Annotated in this window: 24 protein-coding genes; 13 read left to right on the forward strand and 11 right to left on the reverse strand. The window is 51.6% G+C overall.

What is annotated here, in order from left to right; translation table 11 throughout:
* The first annotated feature begins 380 nt into the window (after window positions 1–380).
* Window positions 381–1,262, forward strand: a complete 882-nt coding sequence (gene ygfZ, locus RBB62_RS06020; RefSeq protein ID WP_309397834.1) for a CAF17-like 4Fe-4S cluster assembly/insertion protein YgfZ — start codon at window positions 381–383, stop codon at window positions 1,260–1,262.
* A 357-nt stretch (window positions 1,263–1,619) separates the two neighbouring features.
* Window positions 1,620–1,901 carry an HU family DNA-binding protein gene (locus RBB62_RS06025; RefSeq protein WP_309397835.1) on the forward strand — a complete coding sequence of 94 codons (282 nt, stop codon included), beginning with the start codon at window positions 1,620–1,622 and terminating at the stop codon, window positions 1,899–1,901.
* 166 nt (window positions 1,902–2,067) lie between these two features.
* Here the strand turns inward: RBB62_RS06025 and RBB62_RS06030 are convergent, their stop codons facing one another.
* Entirely contained in the window at window positions 2,068–5,340 is a 3,273-nt protein-coding gene (locus tag RBB62_RS06030) for a DUF4838 domain-containing protein (RefSeq protein ID WP_309397836.1), read from the reverse strand.
* Window positions 5,341–5,417: 77 nt separating this feature from the next.
* Between RBB62_RS06030 and RBB62_RS06035 the strand changes: the two genes are divergently transcribed.
* The 4 genes from RBB62_RS06035 to RBB62_RS06050 all read left to right on the forward strand — a co-directional run bounded on the left by RBB62_RS06035 (window position 5,418) and on the right by RBB62_RS06050 (window position 9,745).
* Window positions 5,418–6,377 carry a sugar phosphate isomerase/epimerase family protein gene (locus RBB62_RS06035; protein WP_309397837.1) on the forward strand — a complete coding sequence of 320 codons (960 nt, stop codon included), beginning with the start codon at window positions 5,418–5,420 and terminating at the stop codon, window positions 6,375–6,377.
* Window positions 6,374–7,030, forward strand: coding sequence for an HAD family hydrolase (locus RBB62_RS06040; protein ID WP_309397838.1), 657 nt, complete (start codon window positions 6,374–6,376; stop codon window positions 7,028–7,030). The genes RBB62_RS06035 and RBB62_RS06040 overlap by 4 nt, the downstream gene beginning before the upstream one ends.
* 39 nt (window positions 7,031–7,069) lie before the next feature.
* Window positions 7,070–8,809, forward strand: coding sequence for an ABC transporter ATP-binding protein (locus RBB62_RS06045; protein ID WP_309397839.1), 1,740 nt, complete (start codon window positions 7,070–7,072; stop codon window positions 8,807–8,809).
* A 171-nt stretch (window positions 8,810–8,980) separates the two neighbouring features.
* Window positions 8,981–9,745, forward strand: coding sequence for a hypothetical protein (locus tag RBB62_RS06050; RefSeq protein WP_309397840.1), 765 nt, complete (start codon window positions 8,981–8,983; stop codon window positions 9,743–9,745).
* A gap of 179 nt (window positions 9,746–9,924) precedes the next feature.
* Here the strand turns inward: RBB62_RS06050 and RBB62_RS06055 are convergent, their stop codons facing one another.
* From RBB62_RS06055 to RBB62_RS06095, 9 genes are all read right to left on the reverse strand, one after another.
* On the reverse strand, window positions 9,925–11,835 hold the full coding sequence (locus tag RBB62_RS06055; RefSeq protein WP_309397841.1) for a sodium:solute symporter family protein: 1,911 nt from the start codon (window positions 11,833–11,835) through the stop codon (window positions 9,925–9,927).
* 30 nt (window positions 11,836–11,865) lie between these two features.
* Window positions 11,866–12,513, reverse strand: coding sequence for a prepilin-type N-terminal cleavage/methylation domain-containing protein (locus tag RBB62_RS06060; protein WP_309397842.1), 648 nt, complete (start codon window positions 12,511–12,513; stop codon window positions 11,866–11,868).
* Window positions 12,514–12,618: 105 nt separating this feature from the next.
* Entirely contained in the window at window positions 12,619–13,653 is a 1,035-nt protein-coding gene (locus tag RBB62_RS06065) for a LacI family DNA-binding transcriptional regulator (protein ID WP_309397843.1), read from the reverse strand.
* A gap of 65 nt (window positions 13,654–13,718) precedes the next feature.
* Window positions 13,719–13,898 carry a hypothetical protein gene (locus RBB62_RS06070; RefSeq protein WP_309397844.1) on the reverse strand — a complete coding sequence of 60 codons (180 nt, stop codon included), beginning with the start codon at window positions 13,896–13,898 and terminating at the stop codon, window positions 13,719–13,721.
* A 280-nt stretch (window positions 13,899–14,178) separates the two neighbouring features.
* The gene (locus RBB62_RS06075) at window positions 14,179–14,667 is read right to left on the reverse strand and encodes a YybH family protein (protein ID WP_309397845.1); all 489 of its coding nucleotides are present in this window, start codon (window positions 14,665–14,667) and stop codon (window positions 14,179–14,181) included.
* Window positions 14,668–14,704: 37 nt separating this feature from the next.
* Window positions 14,705–15,256, reverse strand: coding sequence for a Pycsar system effector family protein (locus RBB62_RS06080; protein WP_309397846.1), 552 nt, complete (start codon window positions 15,254–15,256; stop codon window positions 14,705–14,707).
* 498 nt (window positions 15,257–15,754) lie between these two features.
* Window positions 15,755–17,227, reverse strand: coding sequence for a hypothetical protein (locus RBB62_RS06085; RefSeq protein WP_309397847.1), 1,473 nt, complete (start codon window positions 17,225–17,227; stop codon window positions 15,755–15,757).
* Between the two features lie 584 nt (window positions 17,228–17,811).
* Window positions 17,812–18,513 carry an HU family DNA-binding protein gene (locus RBB62_RS06090; protein WP_309397848.1) on the reverse strand — a complete coding sequence of 234 codons (702 nt, stop codon included), beginning with the start codon at window positions 18,511–18,513 and terminating at the stop codon, window positions 17,812–17,814.
* A gap of 615 nt (window positions 18,514–19,128) precedes the next feature.
* Window positions 19,129–19,494, reverse strand: coding sequence for a DciA family protein (locus RBB62_RS06095; RefSeq protein ID WP_309397849.1), 366 nt, complete (start codon window positions 19,492–19,494; stop codon window positions 19,129–19,131).
* A gap of 15 nt (window positions 19,495–19,509) precedes the next feature.
* On the opposite strand from RBB62_RS06095, the gene prmC reads away from it, so the two are divergent.
* The gene (gene prmC / locus RBB62_RS06100) at window positions 19,510–20,355 is read left to right on the forward strand and encodes a peptide chain release factor N(5)-glutamine methyltransferase (protein WP_309397850.1); all 846 of its coding nucleotides are present in this window, start codon (window positions 19,510–19,512) and stop codon (window positions 20,353–20,355) included.
* Here prmC and RBB62_RS06105 read toward each other — a convergent pair.
* A complete protein-coding gene (locus RBB62_RS06105; protein WP_309397851.1) occupies window positions 20,347–20,568 on the reverse strand; it encodes a Nif11-like leader peptide family natural product precursor in 222 nt (73 codons plus the stop codon). The genes prmC and RBB62_RS06105 overlap by 9 nt on opposite strands.
* Window positions 20,569–20,790: 222 nt before the next feature.
* Here RBB62_RS06105 and RBB62_RS06110 point away from each other — a divergent pair, with 222 nt between their 5' ends.
* The 6 genes from RBB62_RS06110 (at window position 20,791) to RBB62_RS06140 (ending at window position 24,892) form a co-directional block, all read left to right on the forward strand.
* Window positions 20,791–21,804, forward strand: a complete 1,014-nt coding sequence (locus RBB62_RS06110; RefSeq protein ID WP_309397852.1) for a methyltransferase — start codon at window positions 20,791–20,793, stop codon at window positions 21,802–21,804.
* 87 nt (window positions 21,805–21,891) lie between these two features.
* Window positions 21,892–22,086, forward strand: a complete 195-nt coding sequence (gene rpmI / locus RBB62_RS20205) for a 50S ribosomal protein L35 (RefSeq protein WP_343219073.1) — start codon at window positions 21,892–21,894, stop codon at window positions 22,084–22,086.
* An 82-nt stretch (window positions 22,087–22,168) separates the two neighbouring features.
* On the forward strand, window positions 22,169–22,546 hold the full coding sequence (rplT, locus tag RBB62_RS06125; protein WP_309397853.1) for a 50S ribosomal protein L20: 378 nt from the start codon (window positions 22,169–22,171) through the stop codon (window positions 22,544–22,546).
* A 108-nt stretch (window positions 22,547–22,654) separates the two neighbouring features.
* Window positions 22,655–23,695, forward strand: a complete 1,041-nt coding sequence (gene pheS / locus RBB62_RS06130; RefSeq protein WP_309397854.1) for a phenylalanine--tRNA ligase subunit alpha — start codon at window positions 22,655–22,657, stop codon at window positions 23,693–23,695.
* Window positions 23,696–23,855: 160 nt separating this feature from the next.
* Window positions 23,856–24,455 (forward strand): SGNH/GDSL hydrolase family protein, encoded by a 600-nt coding sequence (locus RBB62_RS06135; protein ID WP_309397855.1) that lies wholly within the window; start codon window positions 23,856–23,858, stop codon window positions 24,453–24,455.
* A 35-nt stretch (window positions 24,456–24,490) separates the two neighbouring features.
* Window positions 24,491–24,892: a GxxExxY protein gene (locus tag RBB62_RS06140; protein ID WP_309397856.1), complete on the forward strand. Its 402-nt coding sequence runs from the start codon at window positions 24,491–24,493 to the stop codon at window positions 24,890–24,892.
* Window positions 24,893–24,902: the final 10 nt, after the last annotated feature.

Raw genomic sequence — 24,902 nt, forward strand, 5'->3', positions numbered from 1 at the left:
ACGCATGATATCATTAAAGTTAAAAATCCGTAGGCAAGCGGTAATTTCTTATGAATTGATATTTCAGTCAGGTCGTCATGGCATTTTGGTGTGTTAAATTCGTGAATCTCATGTTGTTGGAGAGTTAGTGGAGCTAAACTGATTATAATGGATTATTAGTTGTCGACACCGAATTGATTAGCTATTCTCTTTTTATTGATGCGATTTTGATCATGTTTTTCAGTGAATCCGCTTTGTTCTGGCTGCTACCTTCTGATCAGAGCCCCCAAGCCATCTTCGTGGGCTTAGTCCCCTAATGAATTTCTGACGCCTCTTCTCAGACTCACCTGAATCCCGCGTCCTCGATTGACAAGCAGCCCGCTTTCGCGTTGTTAAGCCCCATGTCCGCCCTACAGGCCTACACATCACAGCCCGCCATTCTCGCCGTCAGCGATGAAGATGCGGCTGCCTATCTGCAAAGTCAGTTCTCCAACGACTTGCGCCGCAGTGAGTCCTGCCCTGCCACTTATGGCCTCTTCCTCGACCGTAAGGGCAAGGTGCTCCACGACGCATTCATCCTTCAGCGCGGGCCCGAAGATTTCCTCCTTATTAGCTACCACAGTGACGCGGAAACTTTGCAATGCAAAGTAGAGGAAAATATCATTGCCGACGAAGTGGAGATCGAAGACGTCTCCGCGCAATTCCGACTAGTCACCCTCTTTGGCGATGACCTGTCCAGCGAACTTTTGCCGCCGGATAAATGCTTCATAGAGCAAGATGGTGTATTGATTTTTCGTGGACGCCTCGCGGGCACCGACAGCCTGGACTGCCTCGTCCCGCAAAGTGCTGAATGGCCTCCAGCCCACTTGAATGCTACGTTTGTAGACGCCGAGTCCGCCCTTGCGGCACGCATTTCTTGTGGGACCCCCAGCATTCCACAAGACATCGGCGAGAAAGATTTGCCTCACGAAGGGGCTGATTTATCGAAGGCAGCCGTGAGCTACACCAAGGGCTGTTACCTCGGCCAGGAAGTCATGGCGCGATTGCACGCGATGGGCCACGCACAGCGCGCAATTTACCGCATTCACTTTGCATCGCAAAGTAATCACAGCACGCCGATACCAGTCTTTGCGGGCGAGAAGGAAATCGGCTCCGTCACCTCGCATGTCGGCGGCAATGGCCTGGCCCTGCTCAAACGTCGTTATACCACGGGGGATGCCGCACTTTGCATCGCAAAACCAGGCGGGCCGACGCTAGAAATAATTTCTGAAATCACGGCTTGAAATGGACGAAAACGAAGTCCAGAACGAAGAAAGTTTAACGCAGCTATGCCAGCGTTTAGGCGCGCCCGAAGTACAGGCGCGGACGATGGCTCGTCAACTCCTAAAGCGATCCGAACAAATCGCCCAAGAACGCGGTATCATGCGGGTTGAGGCGATGGACCATCTCTTACGCCTTTTGATAAGCGGGAGTCAAGGGATTAATCCTCTAGACCTCCCACCAGAAAAAGGCTAGAGCCTGTCCCTTATTTCGAAAAAAAGTAATTTACGGTGCTAATTTCATTGACGAGATGAGGCTGAAAGCGTCATAAGGGCATCGGTTAACACCAACTAACTAACGCAAATCCTAATCTATATCATATGAATAAAGCAGAACTCGTAGTTGAAGTGCAAAAGAATCTCGGCAAGGACGCCACCAAGGCATCCGCAGAGCGCGCAGTAGAAGCTGTCCTCGACGCCGTGAAGAAGGGCCTCAAGAAGGACAAGGCCGGTGTTCAGCTGATCGGTTTCGGCACCTTCTCGGTTGCTAAGCGTGCAGCTCGCATGGGCGTCAACCCGAAGACCAAGGAAAAGATCAAGATCAAGGCTTCGAAGACGGTAAAGTTCAAGCCGGGCGCAGGCCTCAAGGCTTTGGTCGGCTAAGCCCCACATCCGATTCAATACCCAGAAAACCCGTTCCGGTTTCGGCGCGGGTTTTCTTATACTCTGTGTGTGCCTGGTCGGCCTACGGGGATAGATTTACTAACCGCTTCGCAGAATTTTCGTAATTTGTATATCTGATCGTTTACAAACGTGTTTAGTGGGAAGGCTATTCGAAGTCGCCCAGATTGTCACGGAAAGCGTGATCATAAATTTGGATATTTCTGATATTTCCGTTGAAGCGGCCATTATTGATGGCGCGTGAATTGCCACCGATCATCAGGCTTGGCGCGTTGGTGACTGGGCGGATGACCAGATCGTTGCGCTCATCGATCAGTTGGTCGTCCAGAATGATGTATAGCTGGTCCTGGGCGCCAGGACCTGTGTCATTCCAACCGAGGATAAGCCGGTGCCAGGTATTGGGCTCAATGAGTCCTGTGGTTTCGACCATCAGTTTTGACCAGCCTTCATCCGGGGCGTCGAACGGTGGGTTGCCGCGCGTCCGATACAGGTAGAACTTGCCTTGACTGAAGCGGGCGATCATCCAATCGGGACTTTTGCTGCCGAAGCTGAATAGGACGGAATCTTTAATTGTTGCCGGGTCTTCGTTGAGATAGAATTCACATTGCAGCGCGCCGGATTTACCTATTTGCACAGGCACGCCATCAAGAGATATGGGAATGTCGCCGTTTTGGTATGATATGTCCTTGGTTTGAATTTCACTGATAGGGGTCTGGCTAGGATTGGCCTCGTTCTGCTTTACCGCTGTTTTGGCGCGGTTTTTGTTCGCGCCGAGTAACTTGTCACTTTCCCGTCCACGAATGATTTCGTAGCGATGTTCTAACGTAAGCGACTCGCCGGGAAGCAAGTTCTTGTAAGCGCCGAAAAGCTCGAGGTTAAAGCTCTCGCTGTTGGGGTCGAGGTGCAGATGCGCTTTTTCGATCTGGTCATATTGAAAGCTATTTAGGACGGCTATCTCTTTCATTGGCGAATAAACTCCCCACTGTTCGATTTCATCCGGTGTATCCAAGGCGTCGGAATGATACAATGAGAAGTCCTCGAACGGCTTGCCGTTGCGCTTGATGAGCAAGCGTGTTTCATCCAGATGCTCGTCGAGTTTGAATTCCGGGTGCACACGGATGCGGGTTGGGCGGGCTTCTGTAGTTTCGTTCCTCAGTTGGGTATTGATGGTCAGCTTTGTTGGTATGCTCTTGCTTAGACTATAGTTACGCTTGATTGTGAGGCCATCGACGTAGCCGGTGAGCGTTAGGCTGTAGTTGTTGTGGCTGACTATACGCATGGGTGTTTCCCAACCGGGGGATGCGAATGCGTTGCCTGTATATTCCTCATAGCCTCCGTAGCGGAAATAGGGTGCGCCGGGATTCTCTAGTGAATCCTGTTTCGGTTCGTGTAAAAGATTTTGTCCCGTAGATCGGTCGATAATGCGAATCATACGGCCGCCGATGCCGGGTATGACACCGACCTTGATGTCACGGTTTTCCAGCCAAAGAATCGGTTCTTCACGCTTTTTCGCGCGGAACATTAGGTGGCTAAGCGTGCGTTCAGTGGAATGGTCGCTGCTCATGGAATCCATCAACAGCTGTTGGTCGAGATGGTCCGCTCCGTCAGCATTTAAAGTGTAGCTGTTTTCGCCACGAGTGATTTTCCACACCCCATGTTTGCCAAAGATTTTGGCTGGCGCCACGGCATTTTCAGCGAAAGTAATGGAAGTCTGCATTCGCTCGGCCAAGTCTTGGCCGAGATGATTGTGAGGAGAGAGATTTTGCTTGAGCTCGCTCAGGTTTTCCTGGGCTGAAGAGAGGAAGGCCTCGTCAAAAATAAGTGGAGAGGGCACGTTGATTTCGCGCCAAATCTTAACGCCCCATTCATCGTTGTCGTAAGCCGTTTCGAGTAAGTTCAGGTAGCGATAGCCAGGCTCCCATGCTTTGCCAAACGCGGCCTGCGCCCATTCGCGGGCCAGTGATTCGACACTCTGGTCGGGGTTCCACGTAAGGCGCGCTACAGCCCAATATAGGAATGCATTGTACTGCCAATGTTCATTGCCAGCCTGGGTGAAGTAAACTTTGTATGCGGGCTTGAGGGCCTTGAGGTAGCCGATCATATCGCGAGTTATATTAGCGAATCCTAAGGGGGTTTTCGGTGAGCCCGCGCGATCTGGAACGTGCAGGATGAAGTAATCCCAGATGCCAATGCCTCCAGCGCCAGAGTTGGCCCAGCCCTCGAATATTTTTCGCGCCTCTGCATTGCGGTCATGGTAGATTGAGTGAACGAAGGAGCCTTGCCCGGCGTAGCCATGGGCTACCTGCGCAATCACATTGCTGGGCAAAGTCAGGCCGGGGTAGGGCTCAACATAGTTTGAGTAGGCTAGATTCAAAATGTAGCGATTGGGATAATCTTCGATGAGTTGTTCAGCCACTGCTGCTGAGAATTCCGCCATACGTCGGCTCATGCTGCCCTCGGAGCCCTGAACGAAGTTCTTGCCGCCCAGCTTCATGGCTTCCGGAGATTCATCCCATTTAATCGCGCCATCTGGCGGAACCATGGGCACGACGGTGCCTTGGGGGTGCTGGTCAAACCAGTTCGCGGCAAACTCGGCTGCCACGCGACGCACTTCTGGATGCGTCAGTGCAAGGTTGCCCATCTCGGGCCCCACAGGAATGCGGCGTCCTTTGTAAGAAGCGAAGTATTCTGGATGTTCTTCAAAGTAAACTTCATTCGGAATGATCATAGGGAAGTTGTGCACGATGTGCTGCCATTCAACCATGCCGCCACGGATATCCCACAGGTTGCGTTCACCGGGAGGCATTTGCCGGTAGAGCACTTGGGGGCGAAGCGCGAAGCTGAAGTTCAGGCGATTCTTCACCATCCAGTCTACGGTTTCGCGGATTGCTTTGGGTTGCTTATTGGCAGGTTCGGCAAATTGACCGGATGTGCCCAAGTGGCGAATTGTCATGGCCGGACGTTCGATGCGCTCTGAGTTTTGCAGACCGATGGTGGTTCGCTGGGGAATGAATTCTCCTTGCGGGCCGGGCTCCAGCCATCGGCATCCTAAGTCCTCCAAAAAAGCATAGACCGAGTATAGTGTGCCGCGATCACCGCCACCGGCCAGGACTGTTTGCGAGGAATCCGTGGCAATCACGAATACCTCTTGTGCTGTCTCCGGAATTTTATCCGTCAACTTTGGCATCCATTCATCCGCCATGAATGTATTACCTACGTAAAGCTGATAAGCGTAATCGGAGTGATAGCCGAATTGCACGGGCGTGCCGCGTATCGCCTCCAAATAGCGGGCCAACTCATTAGCGGCAAAGGTTTCCGTCTGACTGGGGGTATCGGGTAGGATTATTTCAATGTTCCTGTCTAGCCCCAGTATGAAGCTCTCACCGTCAGCTAGAGAAGTAATCGGTAGTAAAATCAGCAATGCGCAGGCATAAAATGATGCTATCTTTATCTGTAGGGTTGACATGGTGAAGGAACCATTCACAACGTTATGAATATATGCAAGCCCATACAAAAAAGATCCCTGAAAATTTTTACCGTCTGACGGGTAATACTACCTTTTCAGCTTGGCGACAGGAGGGTGACACTGAGCTGAAGCTACTGCTTGATTTGGGGTTTTATGGCGTCTACCCGCAGGACCTATTTTGCACAATCGAAGCGAATGACGCTTCGGGAGACATCATTTTCGATAGTCCGGAAGAGCAACTGTTTGCAGTAAAGCGTCGAGAGGTTGAAGAGTTCCACACTGCCGTGAGAGCGCACAGTTTGACTATGGATTCCGCACATTTTGGGCAGACATTGCCTCCGCCTAATGAAGAGGTGGAGTGGATCCTACCCCGACACAAGGCCTTGGTCGAAACGGCAGCTATCGCTGGCTTAAAGCGTTTTACCACACATATGGGTTGGATGTATGGGCTGACGTCCATTCAATATATGGGCGATGTTGCCAGTAGATTCAATGCGGGTGAACTTTCGCTTGTTGAATTACATCGATTGGGGCGTGAAGCCTATGGTGGCATTGGCGCAATGGTTGAAGACTCAGTCCCGATTTACCAGAGTCTTTGCGACGAAGCTGCCAAGCACGGCATCATGGTGACCATTGAAACCAGTTGTATCGAGGCATTGGAAATTAATGCCAGGAGTGATGAAATAAGGCGATTTATTAAAAAAATCGACCGTGATAATCTAGGCGTTTGTCTGGATCCCGGGCATTGCTTCTGTCAGGGCGTTGATCCCGTTTCGCTAACCCGCGAGCTTGGCAGCCTGATCGTAGAAACGCATTTTCATGACAACTTTGGTGATCGCGACGCTCATCTGCCCTTGGGCGCTGGCAAGATTGATTGGCCGGGTCTCTTGGACGCCATGATCGACATCGGTTACTCGGGTGAAATCACATTCGAGCAAAGTAATCACGAAAGTAATCAACGCTACTGGAAACACCTCATCAGCGCCCAATGATTATCAATCTGAATTCTGAAATTAAGGCGGTATGCTTTGATTTGGATGGCACGCTTGTTGAGGAGTGCTATCCAAACGCGCAAATCGACAGACGGTATCTGGCCGGTAACTTCATTCTGAATCTGTTATCCAACATGATTCAAGCGAATGGTTATGAGCGCGCGGAAGAACTGCTGTTGGAGTATCTTGATATCAATATCTATTGGGATTACAGCGACATTATCAAGCACTTTAAGTTAGACGAAAAGCTGGCGCTGCTCTGGCTACGGCTTTGGCATAAGAAGAATTTAATCGTCATGCAGCGCAATGTTGATTTGGCGTATGAGTTGCATCAGGCAGGCTACGGCATTTATGTGATCAGCAATAATCCTCACTTGGGGTGCCTTCTTAAAATGGAGCGCGCGGGCTTGGCTGGCGAGACAGGAAAAGGAATTGTAGAGGGAGTATTTGGTTCAAACTTTGGCCTTGGGCAGAAAATGCAACGATCTTTCTGGACCCGGGTTTTGGATGATATTCCTTGCGCTCCGCATCGACTTGCGATGGTAGGCGACAATCCATTGGAGGATGCAGAAGTGCCCATGTCTGTTGGTGTAGGGCAGTGCTTTCTGGTCAAGGCAGATGGATGTCTGACCGAAGTCGGGCAGCCCGTTTAGACCGCTGGACTTGCCTGGTCTCAGTTGTATAGAGTAGTCATGAAGACTGGTTCGCTATCAGAGGCGCCATCGTTTCGTTCATTTCTATGGGCCTGTCGTCGGTCGTTTAGGAATTACCTGAATTGGCGCATATGCAGCGTACTTTGCGTAGCGCCGTATCCGGCAATCACCAACGCGATTATCGAGCACGGTTTGAAATACAAGGACGCATTTCTCTGTGTTCAATTGACAGCCGTGTCGTTGTTGCTTCTGGCGGTGCACGCGCTGACCATGATCAAATGTGCTAAGGAAATGGCCAACGCTACGCAGGTGATGGTGGTAAGCATGCGCCGAGAAATTTTTACCAAGCTGCAGATGATGCACTTTGGCTACATTGATAAAATGCAGGCGGGGCGATTGCTTTCCAAATATGCGATTGACTCACAAAATATTGAAATGGCAGTGATGCCGCTGATGAGCATGGTAGCCCCAGAACTCGTGCGCACGACTTTGCTGATCACGGTCCTGGGGGTTCTCAATCCATGGTTGTTAATCTTTGTGGTGATCGCTCTGCCACTTGTGGTATTGGTGCGCGTACTCTTTTGGAATCGCTTACAGCGCATCAATGAGCGCGTGCGACGCGACCGTGAGCAATTGACGGGATTCGCCAGTGAATTTATCGGTGCAATTAAGCTGACAAGAAGCTATGGGCAGGAACACCGCGTTGTACGGGATATGGAAACTGTCAGCCAGGTTTATGGTGATTCCCGGTGCGCGCAAATCCATCTTGATCAGACCTTTGGTTGGACGATGTTCGTCATCCTTGTTGCCATCGAAGTACTCGCAATAGGCTTTGGCTCGCTACTGGTGCTTAAAGATTTATTAACGCTTGGTGCGCTGGTTGCGTTGGTCGGGACGTTGCCTATCATTGTGGCACCGGTGAATATACTCAGTCAATTTGGCGTTCAGTATCTGCAAGCCAAGGAAAGCTTTCGCTCGATCAAAGAGCTGGTCGATTCTGACTACACAGAGCAATGGAATGGGGAAACAAAGCCTTTGATTTTCGAGGGGAAGATTGAACTGCGGAATGTCTCCTTCCGCTATGAGGAAACTACGCCATGCGTAATTAATCATGTGAGTTTAGCGATTGAGCCCGGGCAGCATATTGCACTGGTTGGTGCCAGTGGATCAGGAAAAAGCACGCTCGTTAACCTGGTGCTCGGTTTGTATTCCACTACCGAGGGAGAGATTGCCATTGATGGTGTTTCCATCGAAGATTTAGATCTGCGAGCTTTCCGAAGACGTTGTTCAGTCGTCATGCAGGACAATTTACTCATCAGTGGATCGATTGCGGAGAATATGCGTTTTGGCAAACCTGAGGCGACTGATGAAGAACTTGTTTTAGCTGCAAAAGCCGCGAATGCTTGGGAGTTCATCAAAGAGTTGCCCGAAGGTCTCCAGTATCAGGTAGGGGAACGCGGATCATCGCTTTCAGGAGGGCAAAGACAGCGCATTGCTATCAGCCGTGCGATACTACGTGACCCGATATTACTCGTACTGGATGAAGCGACCAGCGCTTTGGATAATGAGAGCGAAGCACTTGTCCAGGAAGCGGTGAAGGAGCTTTCACGCAATCGAACCACGATCACCATCGCACACCGATTGAGCACGATCCGCGACGCTGATATGATCTTGGTGATGGAAGGCGGGCAGATTGTAGAAGCCGGAAGTTATGACGACCTTGCGGCTGCCCCTGGAAGTTTTTCAAAGCTGCTTGCGGCTTCGCGAAGCGAGTGCTGACATCCATTTTAAAGTGTAAGCCGCCTTGTTTTTAGCCTTTGAAAGAGTCAGCTATCGCCTCGAATAAGGCTTTCTTGAAACAATTGGTCAAGAGATCGTTACTTTAAATACGTTGCGTGTTTGGTTAGTTTTCACAACGTTATGATAATCTTTTAACCATAACATCTAAATATGAAGGCACTACCAACAATCGCCACCTTGTTTACAACCGCAAGCCTTGCACTTGCACAAAATATCGACGACCCATCGCCAGACGTCATTTCCGGTGATGTCGTCTTGCAGTCATTCGTAGAGGAGAACGGTAACTACACCGCAGCGCAGTTCAATAGTGACTCGAATACTATTCTGACGAATTTTGATTCACCTGACACTGTTCTGGGGGGATCAGGTACGGGCTTCACAAGCGGCAACACGCTTGCTGGTGTCCTCTACAACAGTGCGAACTCCGGAGTCAATTTCCGCATGAATTTCCAGAAAAACGGTGGCTTTGGAGCGATTCTAACCAACGGATCAACCTTTGTCAGCAGCCCTTCGCTTGGCCTTACCTTCGGTAATGGTTCTGGCATGAGCATTATCCTGCCGGAGTTTGTTTTTGGCTCGGTGGAGAGCGAGGAAATTTATGGTATCGGCTTTACGCTGGCTCGTTTACAGACCGACGCCACCATCACGCTGTATAGTGATACAGATGGCACAAATCAGATTGGCAGTTCGGTGACTTTTTCGGAAAACATATCCGGCTCCGGCTATTCGTTTTTTGGTTATGCTGGCGATACTGTGATTCGTCGAATCGATGTGGATGTCGATACAAACCAGTTCAGCATCGATGATGTGATTGTTACTACGAGCGCCATTCCTGAGCCTTCCGCCTATGCCGGGATGGTCGGAGTCCTAGCCTTGCTTTCCACCGTTTACTACCGTCGCCGTAACCGTAAGTAAATTCACGGCGCTAGATTCGAAAAACTCCCTGAGCTCAGGGAGTTTTTTTTGTACCGATTCGATCCAGCGATGTATTCTCAGACACGTCACTTAAATAGAGGTGCGATGAGCAAACGGCTAGAGATAACATGAAGTTGCCGGGTTGAGCAAGTGCTGGACCCGGCAACTTCATGTTATCTCTATTCTACAAAACCGTCGTCACGCGCATCTTGTTTGGCCCTGCGCAGATCGAGCAATAAAGCCCGAATGTCTCTCACGCCGCCAAATAAAAACCAAATGGTTACGATCAGCGCTTTAACGGAGGCAAACAGCAAGAACCACTTCCAGAAGCTCGCCCACCAGCCCTCATCAGTGCCGACGGTTAAGTGAACTACCAAGGCGAAAATAAATAGTGAAAAAAAGCTGACGCCAACCACAGCTGTTATCAGATAAATCATTTTATCCCCATTGGAGAACTCTGAATCCACGCCGAATTGCTTGAAGCGTTCGATCCGGGTTTCGACCGCGGCAGGTTTGGATTCGCCGTCTGCGTAGTCGCCGCGATGCAACATCTTATCAAGGTTGAAGCGCTCTTTGCCACAAAGGGAAACGATTATATAGGAACAAACAGCGGAGGAAGTTGCAGCAAACCAGATTTGCTGTCCGTTGAGGAAGAAGTCAGGGTCAAGCATTCGGCTTATCATGCCAGTTGTTGGGACGAGGGCGCCAACAATCATTGCTGCCCAAGCGGCTTGAGTCGTTCCGCGTTTCCAGTACAGTCCTCCAATGATAACCGAGCCAGCACCTCCCATAAAGATTGCCGCCGTCATCGACATAAACATGAAGATGAAATCATTTTGTTGGTAAAGCAGGCTGAAGCAGAACCCAAATACAGCGACCCCGGCAATTGATAGCCGCAGCGCCAGCAAATGTGTTTTAGGCGAAAGCGGTTTCCCGTACATGGGGATGATTACGTCCTGCACAAGAATACTGCCCCAGGAATGCAGATAGGTGTTGTCGGTGGAGATGGCGGCAGCCCACATTGACGCCACAAACAACCCCAGCAGGCCAGGCGGTAGCAAATAAATCAGGACGGTGGGTGTTAGCAACTGTTGCTGACTTTGCCCATCGGGCATACTGTCGAGGTGGTTGGTGACGGTGCTCGCTAAATCTTTAAAATTGGGGTGGGTAAGTGCAACGAAAGCACAAATTGGCAGAAACATTGGCAATACGTTAATTACTGCTGTTCGCCAGTTGCCGAGTACCTTGGCCATACGAGCTTCGTGAGGAGTCTTTGCCGAGGCGTAATAGGCTTGGCTTCCTTGCCACGCCATGACGCCATAGAAAGCGCTAAACACAGAAATGGCGTAATACCAGAAATTGAAGTCCGTCACCTTTTGAGTTTGAAATGGATGGAGCAGTGACGCTTCCTCGGGCGCAGTTTCAAGGGCCTCAACGATATCGCCCCAAGCAAAGTAGTAGAGGAGAAATCCCAACAGCAAGAGCATGACGATATTGATGAGCTGCCCCTGGATAAAGTCGGTGATCATGATCGTTATCTGTCCACCGCTGAGCGTGAAGAAGAGGGCAATGCCCAGCATGGTCGCCATGACTACAGGGTAAGTGGGAAGGGCAATTCCAAGAAGGGAAAATGCACTGGGGAATTCCAACACGTGTATAAAAAAACGTGCGGTGACGGCAGGAAAAATCCCGTAGTTGATGATGCCGGAAAGGAAGCATATGCTGGCGGCGAAGATGCGAAACTTCCGACTGTAGCGCACCTCCAGAAACTGCGCGAGCGTTAGGGCTCTTGTCTGACGGAAACGGTAGATGACCCAGCCCGATAGCGATATGATCAGGCCTATGGGCAGAAGCATCAGTTGCCAGTACTCGGGCACGAATCCTGATGAGTAATGAAGCTCAAATGTTGCAATGACGGTGATGGCACCGACACCGGAAACTCCATCAGCAACCGTTAGTAAATAACGCCCGGCGCACCGGTTTGCGGCTAGAAAGTCGGCGACGCTTCGGGTGTAAGATTTGAGAATGATGACCACCGCCATCAGGCAGGCAGCGATTAGGGTAAAAAGCGTCCAGTCGAGAGTTCCCACGGCGTTGTGCTATACAATGTTGGCCTGATATCATTGAGCCCGCGGATCTAGAAGGTTGCGGCCGCGTTCAATGACTTCCGCTTTGGAAACCAGCCCAACGCTGCCATCGAAGTATAGAACGTTGGCTTGTCCGTTATGTGGATATTCGAGGCCTAAAGCGTTGTAGGGGTTGTAGTAGTAGCTGTTTGTGGCAGTAATCAGCCATGCCTTTTTTGCTGGATCGATAACCTGTGTCGTCTTGAGGACATTGATGGCGGGACGGGCCGAGGGGTTGGGCGCGCAGCTAATGCTTGGCGCGAAGTTGATAATCTTGTTTTCCTCCTCAGAAGCTGGGTTGTATAAAATGTTTTCCACACCTTCCTGAAAGGCGATTTTACTGCCTGGTTTCGGAATGGCTCCGATATATTCAGCCAGTCCCATATACCAGGGTGGGTCCGCGTAGTTATTACCGGAATTGCTGACCATCGGTAGATCGTATTGATGGTCTATTGCGTAAAGGTTCGTTGCATTGCCTAACTGACGTAAGTTGCTTGTAGACCGCGCTGTATTTGCCTTCTGTTTTGCGATTCCAGCAACGGAGTAGAATATAGCCGACAAAAGGGCAATAATCCCAATGACGACTATTAATTCTACGAGAGTGAAACCAGGTCGATGGTAGAAGTCTACTTTTCTTGTCATGAAGCTCCTTATCAAATGAACAGGGAAAGGAGTCAATGACGCTATCATAACGTTGTGAAAATTGACCTTGGCGTAACAAAAGTGTGCTCCAAGTTCAATTCTCAGTTAGCGTTGGGGGCAGTTAATCGGGCAAGGGCCTACAGTTCCTTCGTAGTTAACAATGAAATCCAGCTTCTCAGACCTGGACTGCTTCTGCGGGGTGGCTATCTGCCTCAAAAGCATATCAGCTGCCCTATCGCCCATACTCTTCAGAGGGACCAGAATAGAGCTTATGTCAATGCCGCCGAGGTTAGTTCGATCATCGGTAAATGTAATTAATGACAGGTCTTTTGGAAGTTCCAAGCCAGTTGTCTGGGCGGCGATTTGAACCGGAAGCGCATTGGAGTAGGAAACCGCGATAACGGCGGTTGCTCGATTCTCCTTCGATAGCTCTGCGCGGCACAGGTTAATGCGTTCAGCCCTTGAAACATAGCCTTCCTGGCGCCAGACCGATTGTTGAATGCCCAGGTCGCGACATTTTTCCACGAAAGCGTCGTACCGCGTTCTCATCAAGTTGTTCGTTTGTAAGCTCGATCCGGTGTAGTCGACAATTGCGATGTGCTGATGGCCTAAATCGTGTAGATGAGCAACGACTAATTTCACTGCATTGGCGTCATCCGAGCTGACGCAGTTGTACCTTGAGTCCTTATTGAGCCAGACGGATGGGATATTCTGTTTGGTTAATAACTCCTCCAACTGTTTGGGAATCTGGTTGAAGTAGGCAATCAGAACGCCATCCACCATCCAGTTCCTCATGATGCTTGGGAAGAAACTGGGATCAGTCAGTTTTTCATCTGGAAGCATGCTAAGAATTAAGTGGTATCGCGATTTCTCCAAGCGCTCACAGATGCTGGTAGCTATTGCTTGTTGAAGCATGCTCTTTTGCGGGTCATTTGACATGATCAATGCGATCGCTCCAGATCGACCTGTTCGCATTGCTTGGGCAGAGGTATTCGGTGTATAGCCCAATTCTTCAGCGGTTTCGATGATGCGCTTGCGTGTGGCTTCGCTATAATTGGCTCCGTTCCCGTTGAGAACGTGACTGACCGTAGCAGGGGAAAGGCCGACTTTTTCGGCTATTGCTTTTAATGTGATTCGCATTGCAGAGAAAGATTCAGAAAGCAACGAGTAGTAGCCACCAAGGCATACTCCGGTCAATCAGAACTTCATCTGCATTCAGCCTGGCCGGCTGCCGATGTCCGAATACAGATGCTCGAAGCCCTTTCCAGCGTAGCCCAGTCGATCCGATTGGCGGCCTGATAAAGGGCCTGACGCTGATCCAGCATATGCTCCAAATCCTGCTGAAATAATTGAGGCTCCTCTTTAAGGCGCTTTTTCGGCTTCATCAAATGACCAGTTTTTATGGGTTTAACTCGTTTTACTGGTCATAATAATGCCCACATCAGAGAGGTAGGTCACTGATAATCAGATAGATGTCACCTTTTTCAGGGGCGACTAATTGGTAGGGACGGTTGTCCTCAACCGTCCGGTTTCACCCGATGGGCGACTCATGCGTGGCGGACGGTTGTGGGCAACCGTCCCTACCTTTCGAGATGAATTAAACCGGCGATGATCCCGCTCAGCGGGATCGCCCTCCAGTCGCAAAATCAACCTTATCACGCGTCGCTAGCTGCCGGTGGACGACTGGATGCGGGTTGCGCGCGGAATGCCTTGGATGGGCGAGGAGTGCTCCTGGATGATTTTCCAGCCGTCGCCGTCGCGGCGGAGCGTCATTGTGGTGCGGATGTGGATATTCCAGCGGGACTTATCCGGGCGCACGTAATACTTAAAGAAATGCTCGAACGAGACGAGCGCGGTGTCGCCCTCAGTCCAGACCTGAAGCTCCTTCGCGTAGGAATCATAAAATTCGACGACTTGCATGTCGCTGCGATACAGCTCGGCAATGGCCTGGTAGCCGCGGAAGGTTTGGCCAACGGACACCATCACCGTGACCCTCGGATCCTCCGCGTAAAACCCCGCCATCAACGCCGGATCGTTCCGGTTGTAGGCCGCAACCCAATCCAACACGAATGCCCGCGCGCTGTCATCGGTCTCACTCGCGCTCCACGCATGAGGGGCCAGGAGGAAGATCAGCAAGGGGAGCGCGGCTTTCATGGATGTTTGAAGTTTGCGTGCGAGCCCTCTTGAGGTGCTAGCAATATACGCTATGCAGGCAAACTACTACAAAGAGTAGACCAGTGAATGAAGCCTGAAATGCGAAGAAGGTCATTAAGCGGTTTAGATACTGAAACTTTTTACTCATGATTACACCTACGGCATAAACTTGGTCTTCATATTCTTCCACCACCTTATCTTCTGTTTTAGTGGGGTCTTTTGTTTCGTTATAGAGTGATTTTATTGAAACTGCACTTTTTATGTTAATAGGGAACAGTATTAGTTCCTTATTTGATGATGGCCCTCTTGCTTTTAAGCATGAGTAAAGCGAGGTCGTGCATAGAGTGGTAAATCCGAATGCAATAATCAAAAATGTCCCTGATACGACCGACCATGGAGTAACGGAGAGCTTTATTGAGGTGGACCCTGGTGATACGGGGAGCAGGTATTGGTTTTTATACATCAGGAGAGATGCACCCAGTACGAAAACAACTAAACCAAATATAATACTAGCTTTTTGATCTATAAATCTAATCGTTTCCTGGATGTTGCTATGCGAAGCTTTTAAGTGTGTTATGTAATCTTCCATTTGCGTTCGTAGAATTCTTTAATACCCTCTTGATCATGGTTATAACAAAGCCACTCGCTTGGCCATGCTACTAGATTGCGAATTTTCCCCAAGTGATGATAGTAGATTAATCTCGAAATTGAATCCATCGCCCAATTTGCCATCAGTTCTGAAACAACTAATTGTGGATGACTTACACTCCACGATTCGTAGTGGTAAATCCACTCATGCAGTAGAGCGTAGCATAAAGATTTATCTTCGAAACAATGCCAGTCGTTTGTCGCTAAGTGTATGTATTTTTGTGGAATCTCTACCCGAGGAAGTAAATCATTCCACCGGGTTATGTTGAACGAAAGGGTAATTGGGCGTATGAGCCCTGAGCCTTTTAATTCTCGGTGGTCGATTGGCAATTGTCCATTAATGGTCACTTGGCCTCTAGCCCATGACTCACTTATTCCGTCCAATCGATCTATTATCGATGATAGGAATGTCAGATCGATTTTCGATTGCCCAACCATCTCAATAGTGGCTGCAATATGGTGATATGGCAGGGCGGTCTTGGGTTACAGTTTGTACGGAGGCTCCCAATATTAATGCTTTACTAACTTTATCTGCGGTTAGTTCAGATGATTTGTAATGGCGGTGCTTGTCAAATGTGTCTTTTTTGCATGGGGTAAACAATTTCTGCAGTGAAGAGTTTAGCGTAGAGTAATCGCAATCAGGTATCACAGTGTCGTACTCATTGGCATCATTATTTTCTTGGGCTTTGAGAGAGTGTGCTATGCCCCAGCCAGCGACCACAGTAAAGCTTCTTCCGTCAGCATCTACATTCCCAATTAGAATGTAGCCGTTTGCTTCATTGATAGCACCACCTCCTGCACAGCCGATTGTCCATGACACTTCGTCATGATGTGATTTACGGGTTGTCATGTTTTCATGCCAATAGGCTCCATAGTCCGCTGATATCGATGATCTATCGTATTCATAGCCTTCGTCAGAAGCTAAGAGAATGGCGTTCATGCAGTCACCAGCCCAAGGAAACTGAATAACCTTGGACTGGAAATTTGAATTAGTTTCGGATGCTTTTTGCATCAAGCCCTTAAACTCGATTGCAAGTTTTCTTATTTCTTGTTCAGTCCCTTGTTCAAACGCTTCTTTTACTCTCCGGGTGAAGTTGTGCATGTCGGCACGCGCAATGTGTGCCTGTAGCGTAGCTGGTTGTTGAAAGCCAGTTTCTAGGTAGCCTGGGATACTTTCTTGGGACAGATGGATGACATCTGGACTTTGTGTGCTGACTTGCTCTGCAATCAAATGTGCAAGCTTGTATATTCCCTCATGTTCATTCACTTCTTTGAACATGCTGATAAGCCGTACTTTGCGCCATTCTCCGTGGCTTTGTCGTAGATGGAATTCACCTGACGGAACACCATTCTTACTGTCCTTGCTATGGATACGTTTAGCAGGATTATTGGCGCATGGTCCCAGCGAAACTAACGAATCATTTTCTCCTGCGACTAGAATGGCGCGTCCGTGATCCGATGCCATTGCATAGCCGTTCCATGCATCTTGACAAATTGGGCGTACGTGGGCGTTTATTGCAGTACTCAAAACTTGTCCAAACTCTATGAGTCGGTTTTGTGATTCTTGATCGTTTGAATCGCCACTAAAGAAGCAATGAATCAGATTTCCTTGGGCCTCTAAAAGGTCTCCACCAAATCTAGTAGTAATTGCTGAAGTTATTTTAGTGAATGAAGATATCACTTGGTAGTATTTTGCCGCGTCGCCACCGTTATCGGGCGCATAGAGTTTTAGGGTTGGCCGTATTTGAATGTATACATGATGGCCTGTTTCGTCAGTAAATGTTGCGTATTCTTTCGCCGAGAGCGTGTAGAATTGTTCGGCTTGTTTTCTAAGATTGCGCTTTTGATTGATTAAGTCGCGGACTGATACCTTCATTTTTTTCTCCTTGTTTGTGGTCTTGGCTAAGCGCATATCGAGGCTGCCGCGACGGGTTAATTTTCTAGCCTTGTTTTCATTTTATATGCCAACTCTCTTAAACGAGGTGCTATATATAGTGTCAAAGTCGTAAATTGATGCTATATATAGGGTTGGGGTGGGTTAAAACTCTACTAGTGTTTTATATCTAAATATCTTGATAAAAGGATGTATTGTGGTTTAGGGCCAAGATGTCTCGCGACTGTGTCAAATTGTCTATCATTTGGCACAGTGTGTCACCGGTATTGAGTTAATTTATCTGATATTGTTTTATCGTTAGTTCTGGCTCCTAGACGCATGGGAGTGCGGGGCTTAATCAAGCTTTAGCAGTCTATGTAATCTGTCTGCCTATCGGTGCTATCCAGTATCACCGCCGCTGCTAAGGTTTAGCACAGGCAGTGCTAAGTAATGACAGCGCCTGTGCTAAGTAATGACACAGGCTGTGCTAAGGCTTAGCAGCGGCGCTGCGCTGGCGCGGTCGTGGGGGCGGGGCACAAAAAAAAACGGCCACGAACTGCGGGAGTTCGTGACCGTTGGTAGCGGTGGTGGTGGCTGGATGGGAGGCGGTTGCTGCGGTTGGGTTACGTGGTGAGGACGGCTTCCAGCTCGCCGGTGCGGAGCTGGTCAGAGCCGCGCATGCGGGCGCGGACCTCGATGCGGTAGGTTTGGCCGAGGGGCAGGTCGGGCGGGATGCGGAAGATCAGCTCTTTGGGCAGGTTCCGCTTGATCTGGGCCAGGCGCGTTTCGGAGTTGTCGGCGGTATTGATGAAGAACAGGCCCTCGTCGGGGGAGTCGGGGTTGAACTTCAGCTTGCTGCCGACGATCGAGCCGATGTCGCCCGGCGTGATCTGTTGGTTGAGCGTGCCGCTGCCGTCGTCGATGAAGTCGAAGACGAGTGGGGCCGGCGGCATGCCGTCGATGCGCGCGGGGTCGGACTTCTCCCGCATGGTTTTGAGCAGCCGGCGACCGGCGGAGGCGTGGAGGGAGACGCGGTGGCGCGCGGAGTCGAAGGCGTCGTTTTTGCCGTCGAAGCTGCCGGTGATGCCGGGCCAGAGCTGGACGAGCCCGCCCATGTTGACCCGGTTGCCGTCGATGAGGAGACTTTCGACGGCGCGGATGGCTTCGGTGAGGACCGCACGGATGTCCGCCTCGGTGATGGTGGAGCCGAGCAGGATCATGCGGTCAATGACGGCTTCGAGGTCCTTGCTGCCGCTGATCTGGGTGATGGCCCGGTATTGGTTGCCCCCGTTGGTCAGGGGATTTGGGAATAGTGCGTATTTCATGGATGGCGTAGTGGTAAGGTTCAGGCGGCCGAGTGGTGTTGGTCGCCTGAGGATTGGTTGTTCTTTAGTTCATTGATTATGGGTTGTTGTTTATCTTTTGGTGGTATTCGGGGCGTTTTTGCCGCGAATATGTGTTAAATAATTCACTTAAATGGCGTATTTGGCAAGCGCAAATTGCGAAAAATAAGCAGTAATAGTAAATATATAGAGTGTAGAAGGGGGCGAAGAAGGAGGCGAGGGGAATTAGCCGCGGATGAACGCGGATTGAACACGGATGCCAGCGAGGCGTGGGGTTTAACCGCAGAGAACGCGGAGGACGCAGAGAGCGGGGAGAAGGCCAGCGAGGCGTAGGGAGTTGAACAGAAGGTAGGAAAGAGAGGGAAGCCCGCTGGGCGTGTTTTTAACAGGAAGATCGGGAAGAGCGGAAAGCCGGTGAGACGCGGGGTTTAGGCGCAGAGAGCGTGGAGGACGCGGAGAGTAGGGAGGGGTTTAAACAGAAGGCAAGCCGACGAGGTGTGGGGAGGTTGGGGGGTGGCAATGCCAATACTATTGCAGACTTATTTGCTCCCCATGAAGTTGGGCGGCTCTGGTTAGCGCTACTTGTTGAGGTAGGGGTCAGCCGGTGATTTTTACGTCGCGGATGGCGCCGCACTCGGGGAGGGCGCGGATGCGCTTGAGGATCTGGCGCTCCGTAAAAAGCAGCTCCTGCTTGATTACGGAATTGGAGGCGAGGATCACGAGCTGCTTGCCGTTGACGATCTTCATCGGGCGGGCGCGGTGGGCGGTTTTTTCGCCAACGATGTCTTTCCAATTCTTGACGATGATTTCTTCCGCGGTCGGTTTGCCGATCTTGTAGCGCTCGATGATGACCTCGACGAGGCTGTCGATCGGCTTGGCTTGACGGGACACCGAGCGACCGCGATCTTCGGGAACTCCCCGCAGATTGGCGATCAGGTTATTGACTTCTCGGTTAAAGTGCATCGTCGTGGCTTATCTATGCAAAGCGTTCTGGAAATCCTGCAAAAAACGACCGCCTTTTTCGAACAAAAAGACGTGCCGGAGGCCAGATTGCAGGCTGAGCGGCTCATGGCGCACGTTCTGGAGTGCTCGCGCCTCGACCTGTATTTGCAGTTTGAGCGCCCGCTGACGGACGAAGTGCTCGACAAGCTGCGCCCGCTGGTGGGCCGCCGCGCCCGTCGCGAACCACTGCAATACATCTTGGGCGAAACGGAATTTCTCGACGTGAAGCTCAAGTGCGACGCCCGCGCATTGATCCCCCGCCAAGAAACGGAGGAACTGGCGGATTTGCTTGTGCAGAATTTTGGCAAAACGCCGCCGGCGAGCGTGCTTGATCTCGGCACGGGGACAGGAGCGCTGGCGTTGTCCCTGGCTCAAGCCTGGCCGGATGCAGCCGTGATAGCGGTGGACTTGAGCGCCGATGCGTTGGCGTTGGCCCAAGAAAACGCCGAGGCCAATGGGCTCTCGGCGCGCGTGCAATTCGTGCAGGGCAGTTGGTTTACTGGCGTGAACGGACGGTTCGATCTAATCGTTAGCAATCCGCCATACCTGACGGAAGAGGAGATGACTACGGCGGAGCCGGAGGTCGTCAAATTTGAGCCGACGGGCGCCTTGGTTTCAGGCGCTGACGGGCTGGATGATTTGCGGAAGATCTTTGCGGAGGCCCCGAAGTTTTTGAACCCGGGTGGCATGCTGGCGGTTGAGACAGGTATTGCGCAGCATGAAATTTTGGCGGATTTGGCGAATCAGGTAGGTTTTGCCCGGGTTGAATCAATTAAGGACCTCGATGGGCGTCCGCGCTTTGTGTGGTCTACACTAGCGTAGCCAGATCTGGCGCGTGCGCGGGTTGCCGGAAGAGGCAAAATCCAGCTCTTCTTCGGCGAGCACATCATCGAGCTCGGTAGCGGTGAAATCGTAGCCGTCTTTGTTGGCTTCGGTCACGAATTCAGCCTTCGTTTCGATGACGTTGTATTTGTGGCGGAGGTTTTTATCTGAGCCACCTGCAAACAGCAGTTTTTCGACGTTCTCCTTGGACATGATGATCTAATTTATGACGTTGATAGGTAGGAATTCGAACCGCCGAATTCCGTGTGCCGTGTGCAGCATACGCGGTGCCCGGGCAGGTGATTGGCTGATTTTTGCTGCGAGTATGGCAGGGCGTAATGCGCGCCATTAGCCGCAGTTTGAAATCTTGCTTAGATTTGGGCGGCGAGGGCGGTTCGCGCTTGCTCCATGCTATTTCTCTGACTGATTAGACTTATGCTAAACGCTGATCAGCCATCTCCCGATAAAATGTTCGATATGCTGCTGGCGCCTCTGGTTTGCCAGGCCATTGGCGCGATGGCGCGCTTGGGGATTGCGGACCTTTATGCGAATCAGCCGTTGAGCACGGGCTTCATCGCGGAGTCGGTCGGCGCCAACGAAGGGCATTTGCGGCGCATCCTGCGCTTGTTGGCGGAGCATGGTTTGCTGGCCGCAGAGCCGGGTGACGCCTGGACGCTGACCGCGACTGGCGCCTTGCTCAAAAGCGATGTCCCCGGCTCGATGCGCCACATGGCGATTCTGCAAACGGATGATGCGCATTGGAAAACTGTTGGCCGGATGACCCAGTGCGTGCGCTCGGGCGAACCGCAGGACGTGGCGGCGCTTGGTTCGTCGGTCTGGGAATTCTACCAAAAACATCCCGAAGACGCCGACAGCTTTAGCAAGGCGATGGCGAATGTTTCGGCGATGGCCATTGATCACGTGTTGGCGAATTACGACTTTTCCGGCAAGCGCACGATAGTGGATGTCGGCGGCGCCTACGGGGCAATGTTGGCAGCGGTGCTCCGGCAAAATCCGGCGGCGAGCGGCGTCTTGTTTGACCAACCGCACGTGCTGGAAGGGGCGGATCAGATCCTGGGCGATGTCAGTCCGCGGGTAACGAAAGCGCCGGGAAGCTTCTTCACGGACGAGATTCCGGCGGGGGATCTCTACATCCTCAAGCACATCCTCCATGACTGGAACGACGCGCAATGCCTGAAGATTCTTCAAACTGTTCGGCGCTCAATGAAGCCGGGCGCGAAGCTGCTCGTCGTGGAATTCAATGTGCCGGAGGAGGGCGCGACCGGCCCGGTGCTGCGGCTGGATTTGCTGATGATGGTCGTGCTCGATGGCAAGGAGCGCACGAGCGGCCAATTGGCGGAGTTGTTTGCTCAGGCCGGCCTGAAGCACACGCGGACCATACCCACGGAAAGCCCGTTTGCTCTGGTCGAGGCTGAGGCGGTTTTCTAAAGACGTCACATCTTCACATTCGGGACGAAAAAAACCTTGCCAAACAGCGGAAAACTCGGTGTTTTCTTCGGCTTTTCCACAATTCTTATGTCACAGAAAACACGCAAAGCAATTGCCAAGCGCATCAAGGTTACCGGCACAGGCAAGGTTCGCCGTTGGAAGGCAAACCACCGCCACCTGCTGCGTAACAAGACGCAAAAGACAAAGCGCGCTATGCGTCAGGACCATGGTCTCGGTGAGGGTCAAGCCCGCCAGATGCTCAATGGTGTCCCGCACGCGTAACCCAAAATAAATAATCCGGGCGCGTTCGAGGTGACAACACTAGGCGACCTCGCCGCCCACGAAACTAAGGAAATTACACAACATGCCACGAGCAACCAATGCACCCGCCACCCGCGCCCGCCGTAAGCGTAAGCTGAAGCAGGCCAAGGGATACTTCGGCAATAAGTCGCGTCTCTACCGTTACGCGAAGGACGCTGTATCGCGCTCCGGTAAGTTCGCTTACCGCGACCGTCGCAAAAAGAAGTCCGAGTTCCGTCAACTCTGGATCGTTCGCATCAACGCTGCCTGCCGTCCGATGGACATCTCCTACAGCCGCCTCATGGAAGGCCTCAAGGCTGCTGAGATCGGTCTCGACCGCAAGGCGATCAGCGAAATGGCGATCCACGACGAAGCCGCGTTTGCTTCTCTCGTCGAAAAGGCTAAGGCCGCTCTTGCGGACAAGGCTTCCAAGGCTGAGTAAAGAAACACACCAAGGCAGGCCTGTCCCTGCTTGACGAATTTACGGAGGCGGCCAACGATGGCCGCCTTTTTTATTGCAGCGAAACTTGCGACAACCGCAAACCCCCTCATGAAGGAACAACTCCAGGCAATTCTCTCTGAAGTCGAAAGCGCTATTCCGGGCATCGTCAAACGACCGGATTTCGAGGCGTTTAAGGCCACTATTTCAGGTCCCAAAGGCAAGCTGACGGACATTCTTAAAGGCATGAAAGACGTGCCCAAGGAAGAACGTCCCGCGATGGGCAAGGTCATCAACGAGTACAAGGTGCAGATCGAGGCCCTCTACACGCAGGCCCTCGAAAAGCTGGAAGAGCTCGAGCTCGCCGCCCGCATCGGCCCAGCCATCGATCCCACGCTGCCCAGCCCGGATCCGGAAGCCGGCCTCTTGCATCCGCTCACGCAGACCCGCCGCCTGATGGACGACGTGTTCCGCAAGATCGGCTTCACCGTCGCCGAAGGCCCGGAAGTCGAGACCGAGTGGTTCTGCTTCGATGCGCTCAATACGCCCGAAGATCACCCGGCCCGCGACGAGCAGGACACACTCTTCATGCCCGAAGACGCCAAGCTCAGCAACGTCTCCAAGAAGGGCGACGAGCGCTACATCCTGCGATCGCACACTTCCACGGTGCAGATCCGCACGATGCTCGCCGAGAAGCCGCCGCTGCGCATTATCTCGCCCGGCCGCGTATTCCGCCGCGATACCACCGACGCAACTCACAGCGCCAATTTTCACCAGTGCGAAGGCCTCTACATCGACCGCGAGGTGACGATCAAGGACCTCAAGGCCGTGCTCGATTACTTCGTTGCCGAGATCTTCGGCAAGGGCTCCAAGGTCCGCCTGCGTCCGAGCTTTTTCCCGTTCACCGAGCCGAGCTTTGAGCTCGATATGATGACGCCGAACCTCGGCAAGCTTTCGAACCAGTGGATCGAGCTTGGCGGCTGTGGCATGGTCGACCCGAAGGTTTTCGAAAACGTCGGCATCAACCCGAACAAGTGGACCGGCTTTGCCTTCGGCATGGGCGTGGAGCGCATCGCGATGATCATCCACGGCATCGACGACATCCGCCATTTCTACAACAACGACCTCCGCTTCCTGCGTCAGTTCGCGTAACCCAAACGCTTTATTGAACAGAAGGTAGCAAAGAGAGCAAAGCCATGCATCCGTCATTCATGAAAGCTTTTCGATGGAGTGACTTGGTCGGTTTCAAACTTTTGGACCTCTTTGCTTCCTTTGCTGCCTTCTGTTCAAACTCTTTTTGCCTTTAAGAAAAATGTCTGACTTGCCTAAAGTTCTGATTATCGGTGATTCCATTTCGATAGGCTACACGCCTTTCGTTGAGCAAGCCTTCGAAGGTCGCGCCATCATTGAGCGCAACGAGGGCAACGCCAGTTCGACGGAGGTTGGCTTGGAGAAGCTGGACCAATGGCTCGGGGACACCCAATGGGACGTCATCCACTTTAACTGGGGCCTCCACGACATGAAATACATCAACGCCGATCGCGAAATGGTAGGCGTGTCCGATGGTCGCCAGTGGGTTAAGGTCGAACGCTATGCCGACAATCTCTTCAAGCTCGTGACGCGCTTGAAGAAGACCGGCGCACAGCTGATTTTCGCCACGACCACACCGGTGCCGATTGGCGTCAATGGCCGCGTGCCCGGCGACCACGTGCGCTACAACGAAGCCGCGCTAGCCGTTATGATGGGCGGCGGTGTGCGCGTCAATGACCTGTGCGCCCACATCGAGGACGACCGCCGCGCCAAGGGCGGCAAGGTGGCCGATGTCCACTACACGGGCGAGGGCTACGAATACCTCAGCCGCGCCGTCATTCACCACATTAAGAACGCGCTTCACGACGTTCCAGCCCGCTAATTTTTGAGCAGAAGGCAGCAAAGAGAGCAAAGGCCATGCATCCGAAGTATCAAAGGGCGAATCAATTAAGCAAGGAAGCCATTGGCGCGGGCATTGAAGTGCATCGCGACAAGGGGCCAGGTTTGATCGAGTCCATTTATGAAAAATGCTATGGCCATGAACTTACGTTGCGGAGAATTCGTTGGGACTCTCAGCAGCAGGTTCAAATTTCCTATAAAGACCTCACCTTTGAAGAGCCTTTGCGCTACGACGTTTTAATCGAAAACTGCCTCCTGATTGAATTAAAAGCCGTCGAAAAAATTCTCCCTATTCACAAAGCCCAACTCATGAGCTACATGAAGTTATTGGATGTTCCTTTGGGCCTGATCATGAATTTTAACTCAGTTAAGCTCACCGATGACATCCATCGTATGTTGCTGCCTGGCTCAGCAGATTGATGGCCTTTGC

The sequence above is a fragment of the Cerasicoccus maritimus genome, assembly GCA_031296935.1.
In the GTDB taxonomy this organism is placed as follows: Bacteria; Verrucomicrobiota; Verrucomicrobiia; order Opitutales; family Cerasicoccaceae; genus Cerasicoccus; species Cerasicoccus maritimus.

Coding starts and splice junctions, on each gene's coding strand:
- RBB62_RS06075 (WP_309397845.1), bottom strand. CDS start 14,667: ATGAAAGCCGCGCTCCCCTTGCTGATCTTCCTCCTGGCCCCTCATGCG.
- pheS (WP_309397854.1), top strand. CDS start 22,655: ATGAAGGAACAACTCCAGGCAATTCTCTCTGAAGTCGAAAGCGCTATT.
- rpmI (WP_343219073.1), top strand. CDS start 21,892: ATGTCACAGAAAACACGCAAAGCAATTGCCAAGCGCATCAAGGTTACC.
- RBB62_RS06070 (WP_309397844.1), bottom strand. CDS start 13,898: ATGAAGCCGAAAAAGCGCCTTAAAGAGGAGCCTCAATTATTTCAGCAG.
- ygfZ (WP_309397834.1), top strand. CDS start 381: ATGTCCGCCCTACAGGCCTACACATCACAGCCCGCCATTCTCGCCGTC.
- RBB62_RS06080 (WP_309397846.1), bottom strand. CDS start 15,256: ATGGAAGATTACATAACACACTTAAAAGCTTCGCATAGCAACATCCAG.
- RBB62_RS06140 (WP_309397856.1), top strand. CDS start 24,491: ATGCATCCGAAGTATCAAAGGGCGAATCAATTAAGCAAGGAAGCCATT.
- RBB62_RS06060 (WP_309397842.1), bottom strand. CDS start 12,513: ATGACAAGAAAAGTAGACTTCTACCATCGACCTGGTTTCACTCTCGTA.
- RBB62_RS06085 (WP_309397847.1), bottom strand. CDS start 17,227: ATGCGCTTAGCCAAGACCACAAACAAGGAGAAAAAAATGAAGGTATCA.
- RBB62_RS06095 (WP_309397849.1), bottom strand. CDS start 19,494: ATGCACTTTAACCGAGAAGTCAATAACCTGATCGCCAATCTGCGGGGA.
- RBB62_RS06110 (WP_309397852.1), top strand. CDS start 20,791: ATGCTAAACGCTGATCAGCCATCTCCCGATAAAATGTTCGATATGCTG.
- rplT (WP_309397853.1), top strand. CDS start 22,169: ATGCCACGAGCAACCAATGCACCCGCCACCCGCGCCCGCCGTAAGCGT.
- RBB62_RS06045 (WP_309397839.1), top strand. CDS start 7,070: ATGAAGACTGGTTCGCTATCAGAGGCGCCATCGTTTCGTTCATTTCTA.
- RBB62_RS06040 (WP_309397838.1), top strand. CDS start 6,374: ATGATTATCAATCTGAATTCTGAAATTAAGGCGGTATGCTTTGATTTG.
- RBB62_RS06105 (WP_309397851.1), bottom strand. CDS start 20,568: ATGTCCAAGGAGAACGTCGAAAAACTGCTGTTTGCAGGTGGCTCAGAT.
- RBB62_RS06025 (WP_309397835.1), top strand. CDS start 1,620: ATGAATAAAGCAGAACTCGTAGTTGAAGTGCAAAAGAATCTCGGCAAG.
- RBB62_RS06135 (WP_309397855.1), top strand. CDS start 23,856: ATGTCTGACTTGCCTAAAGTTCTGATTATCGGTGATTCCATTTCGATA.
- prmC (WP_309397850.1), top strand. CDS start 19,510: ATGCAAAGCGTTCTGGAAATCCTGCAAAAAACGACCGCCTTTTTCGAA.
- RBB62_RS06090 (WP_309397848.1), bottom strand. CDS start 18,513: ATGAAATACGCACTATTCCCAAATCCCCTGACCAACGGGGGCAACCAA.
- RBB62_RS06065 (WP_309397843.1), bottom strand. CDS start 13,653: ATGCGAATCACATTAAAAGCAATAGCCGAAAAAGTCGGCCTTTCCCCT.
- RBB62_RS06035 (WP_309397837.1), top strand. CDS start 5,418: ATGCAAGCCCATACAAAAAAGATCCCTGAAAATTTTTACCGTCTGACG.
- RBB62_RS06050 (WP_309397840.1), top strand. CDS start 8,981: ATGAAGGCACTACCAACAATCGCCACCTTGTTTACAACCGCAAGCCTT.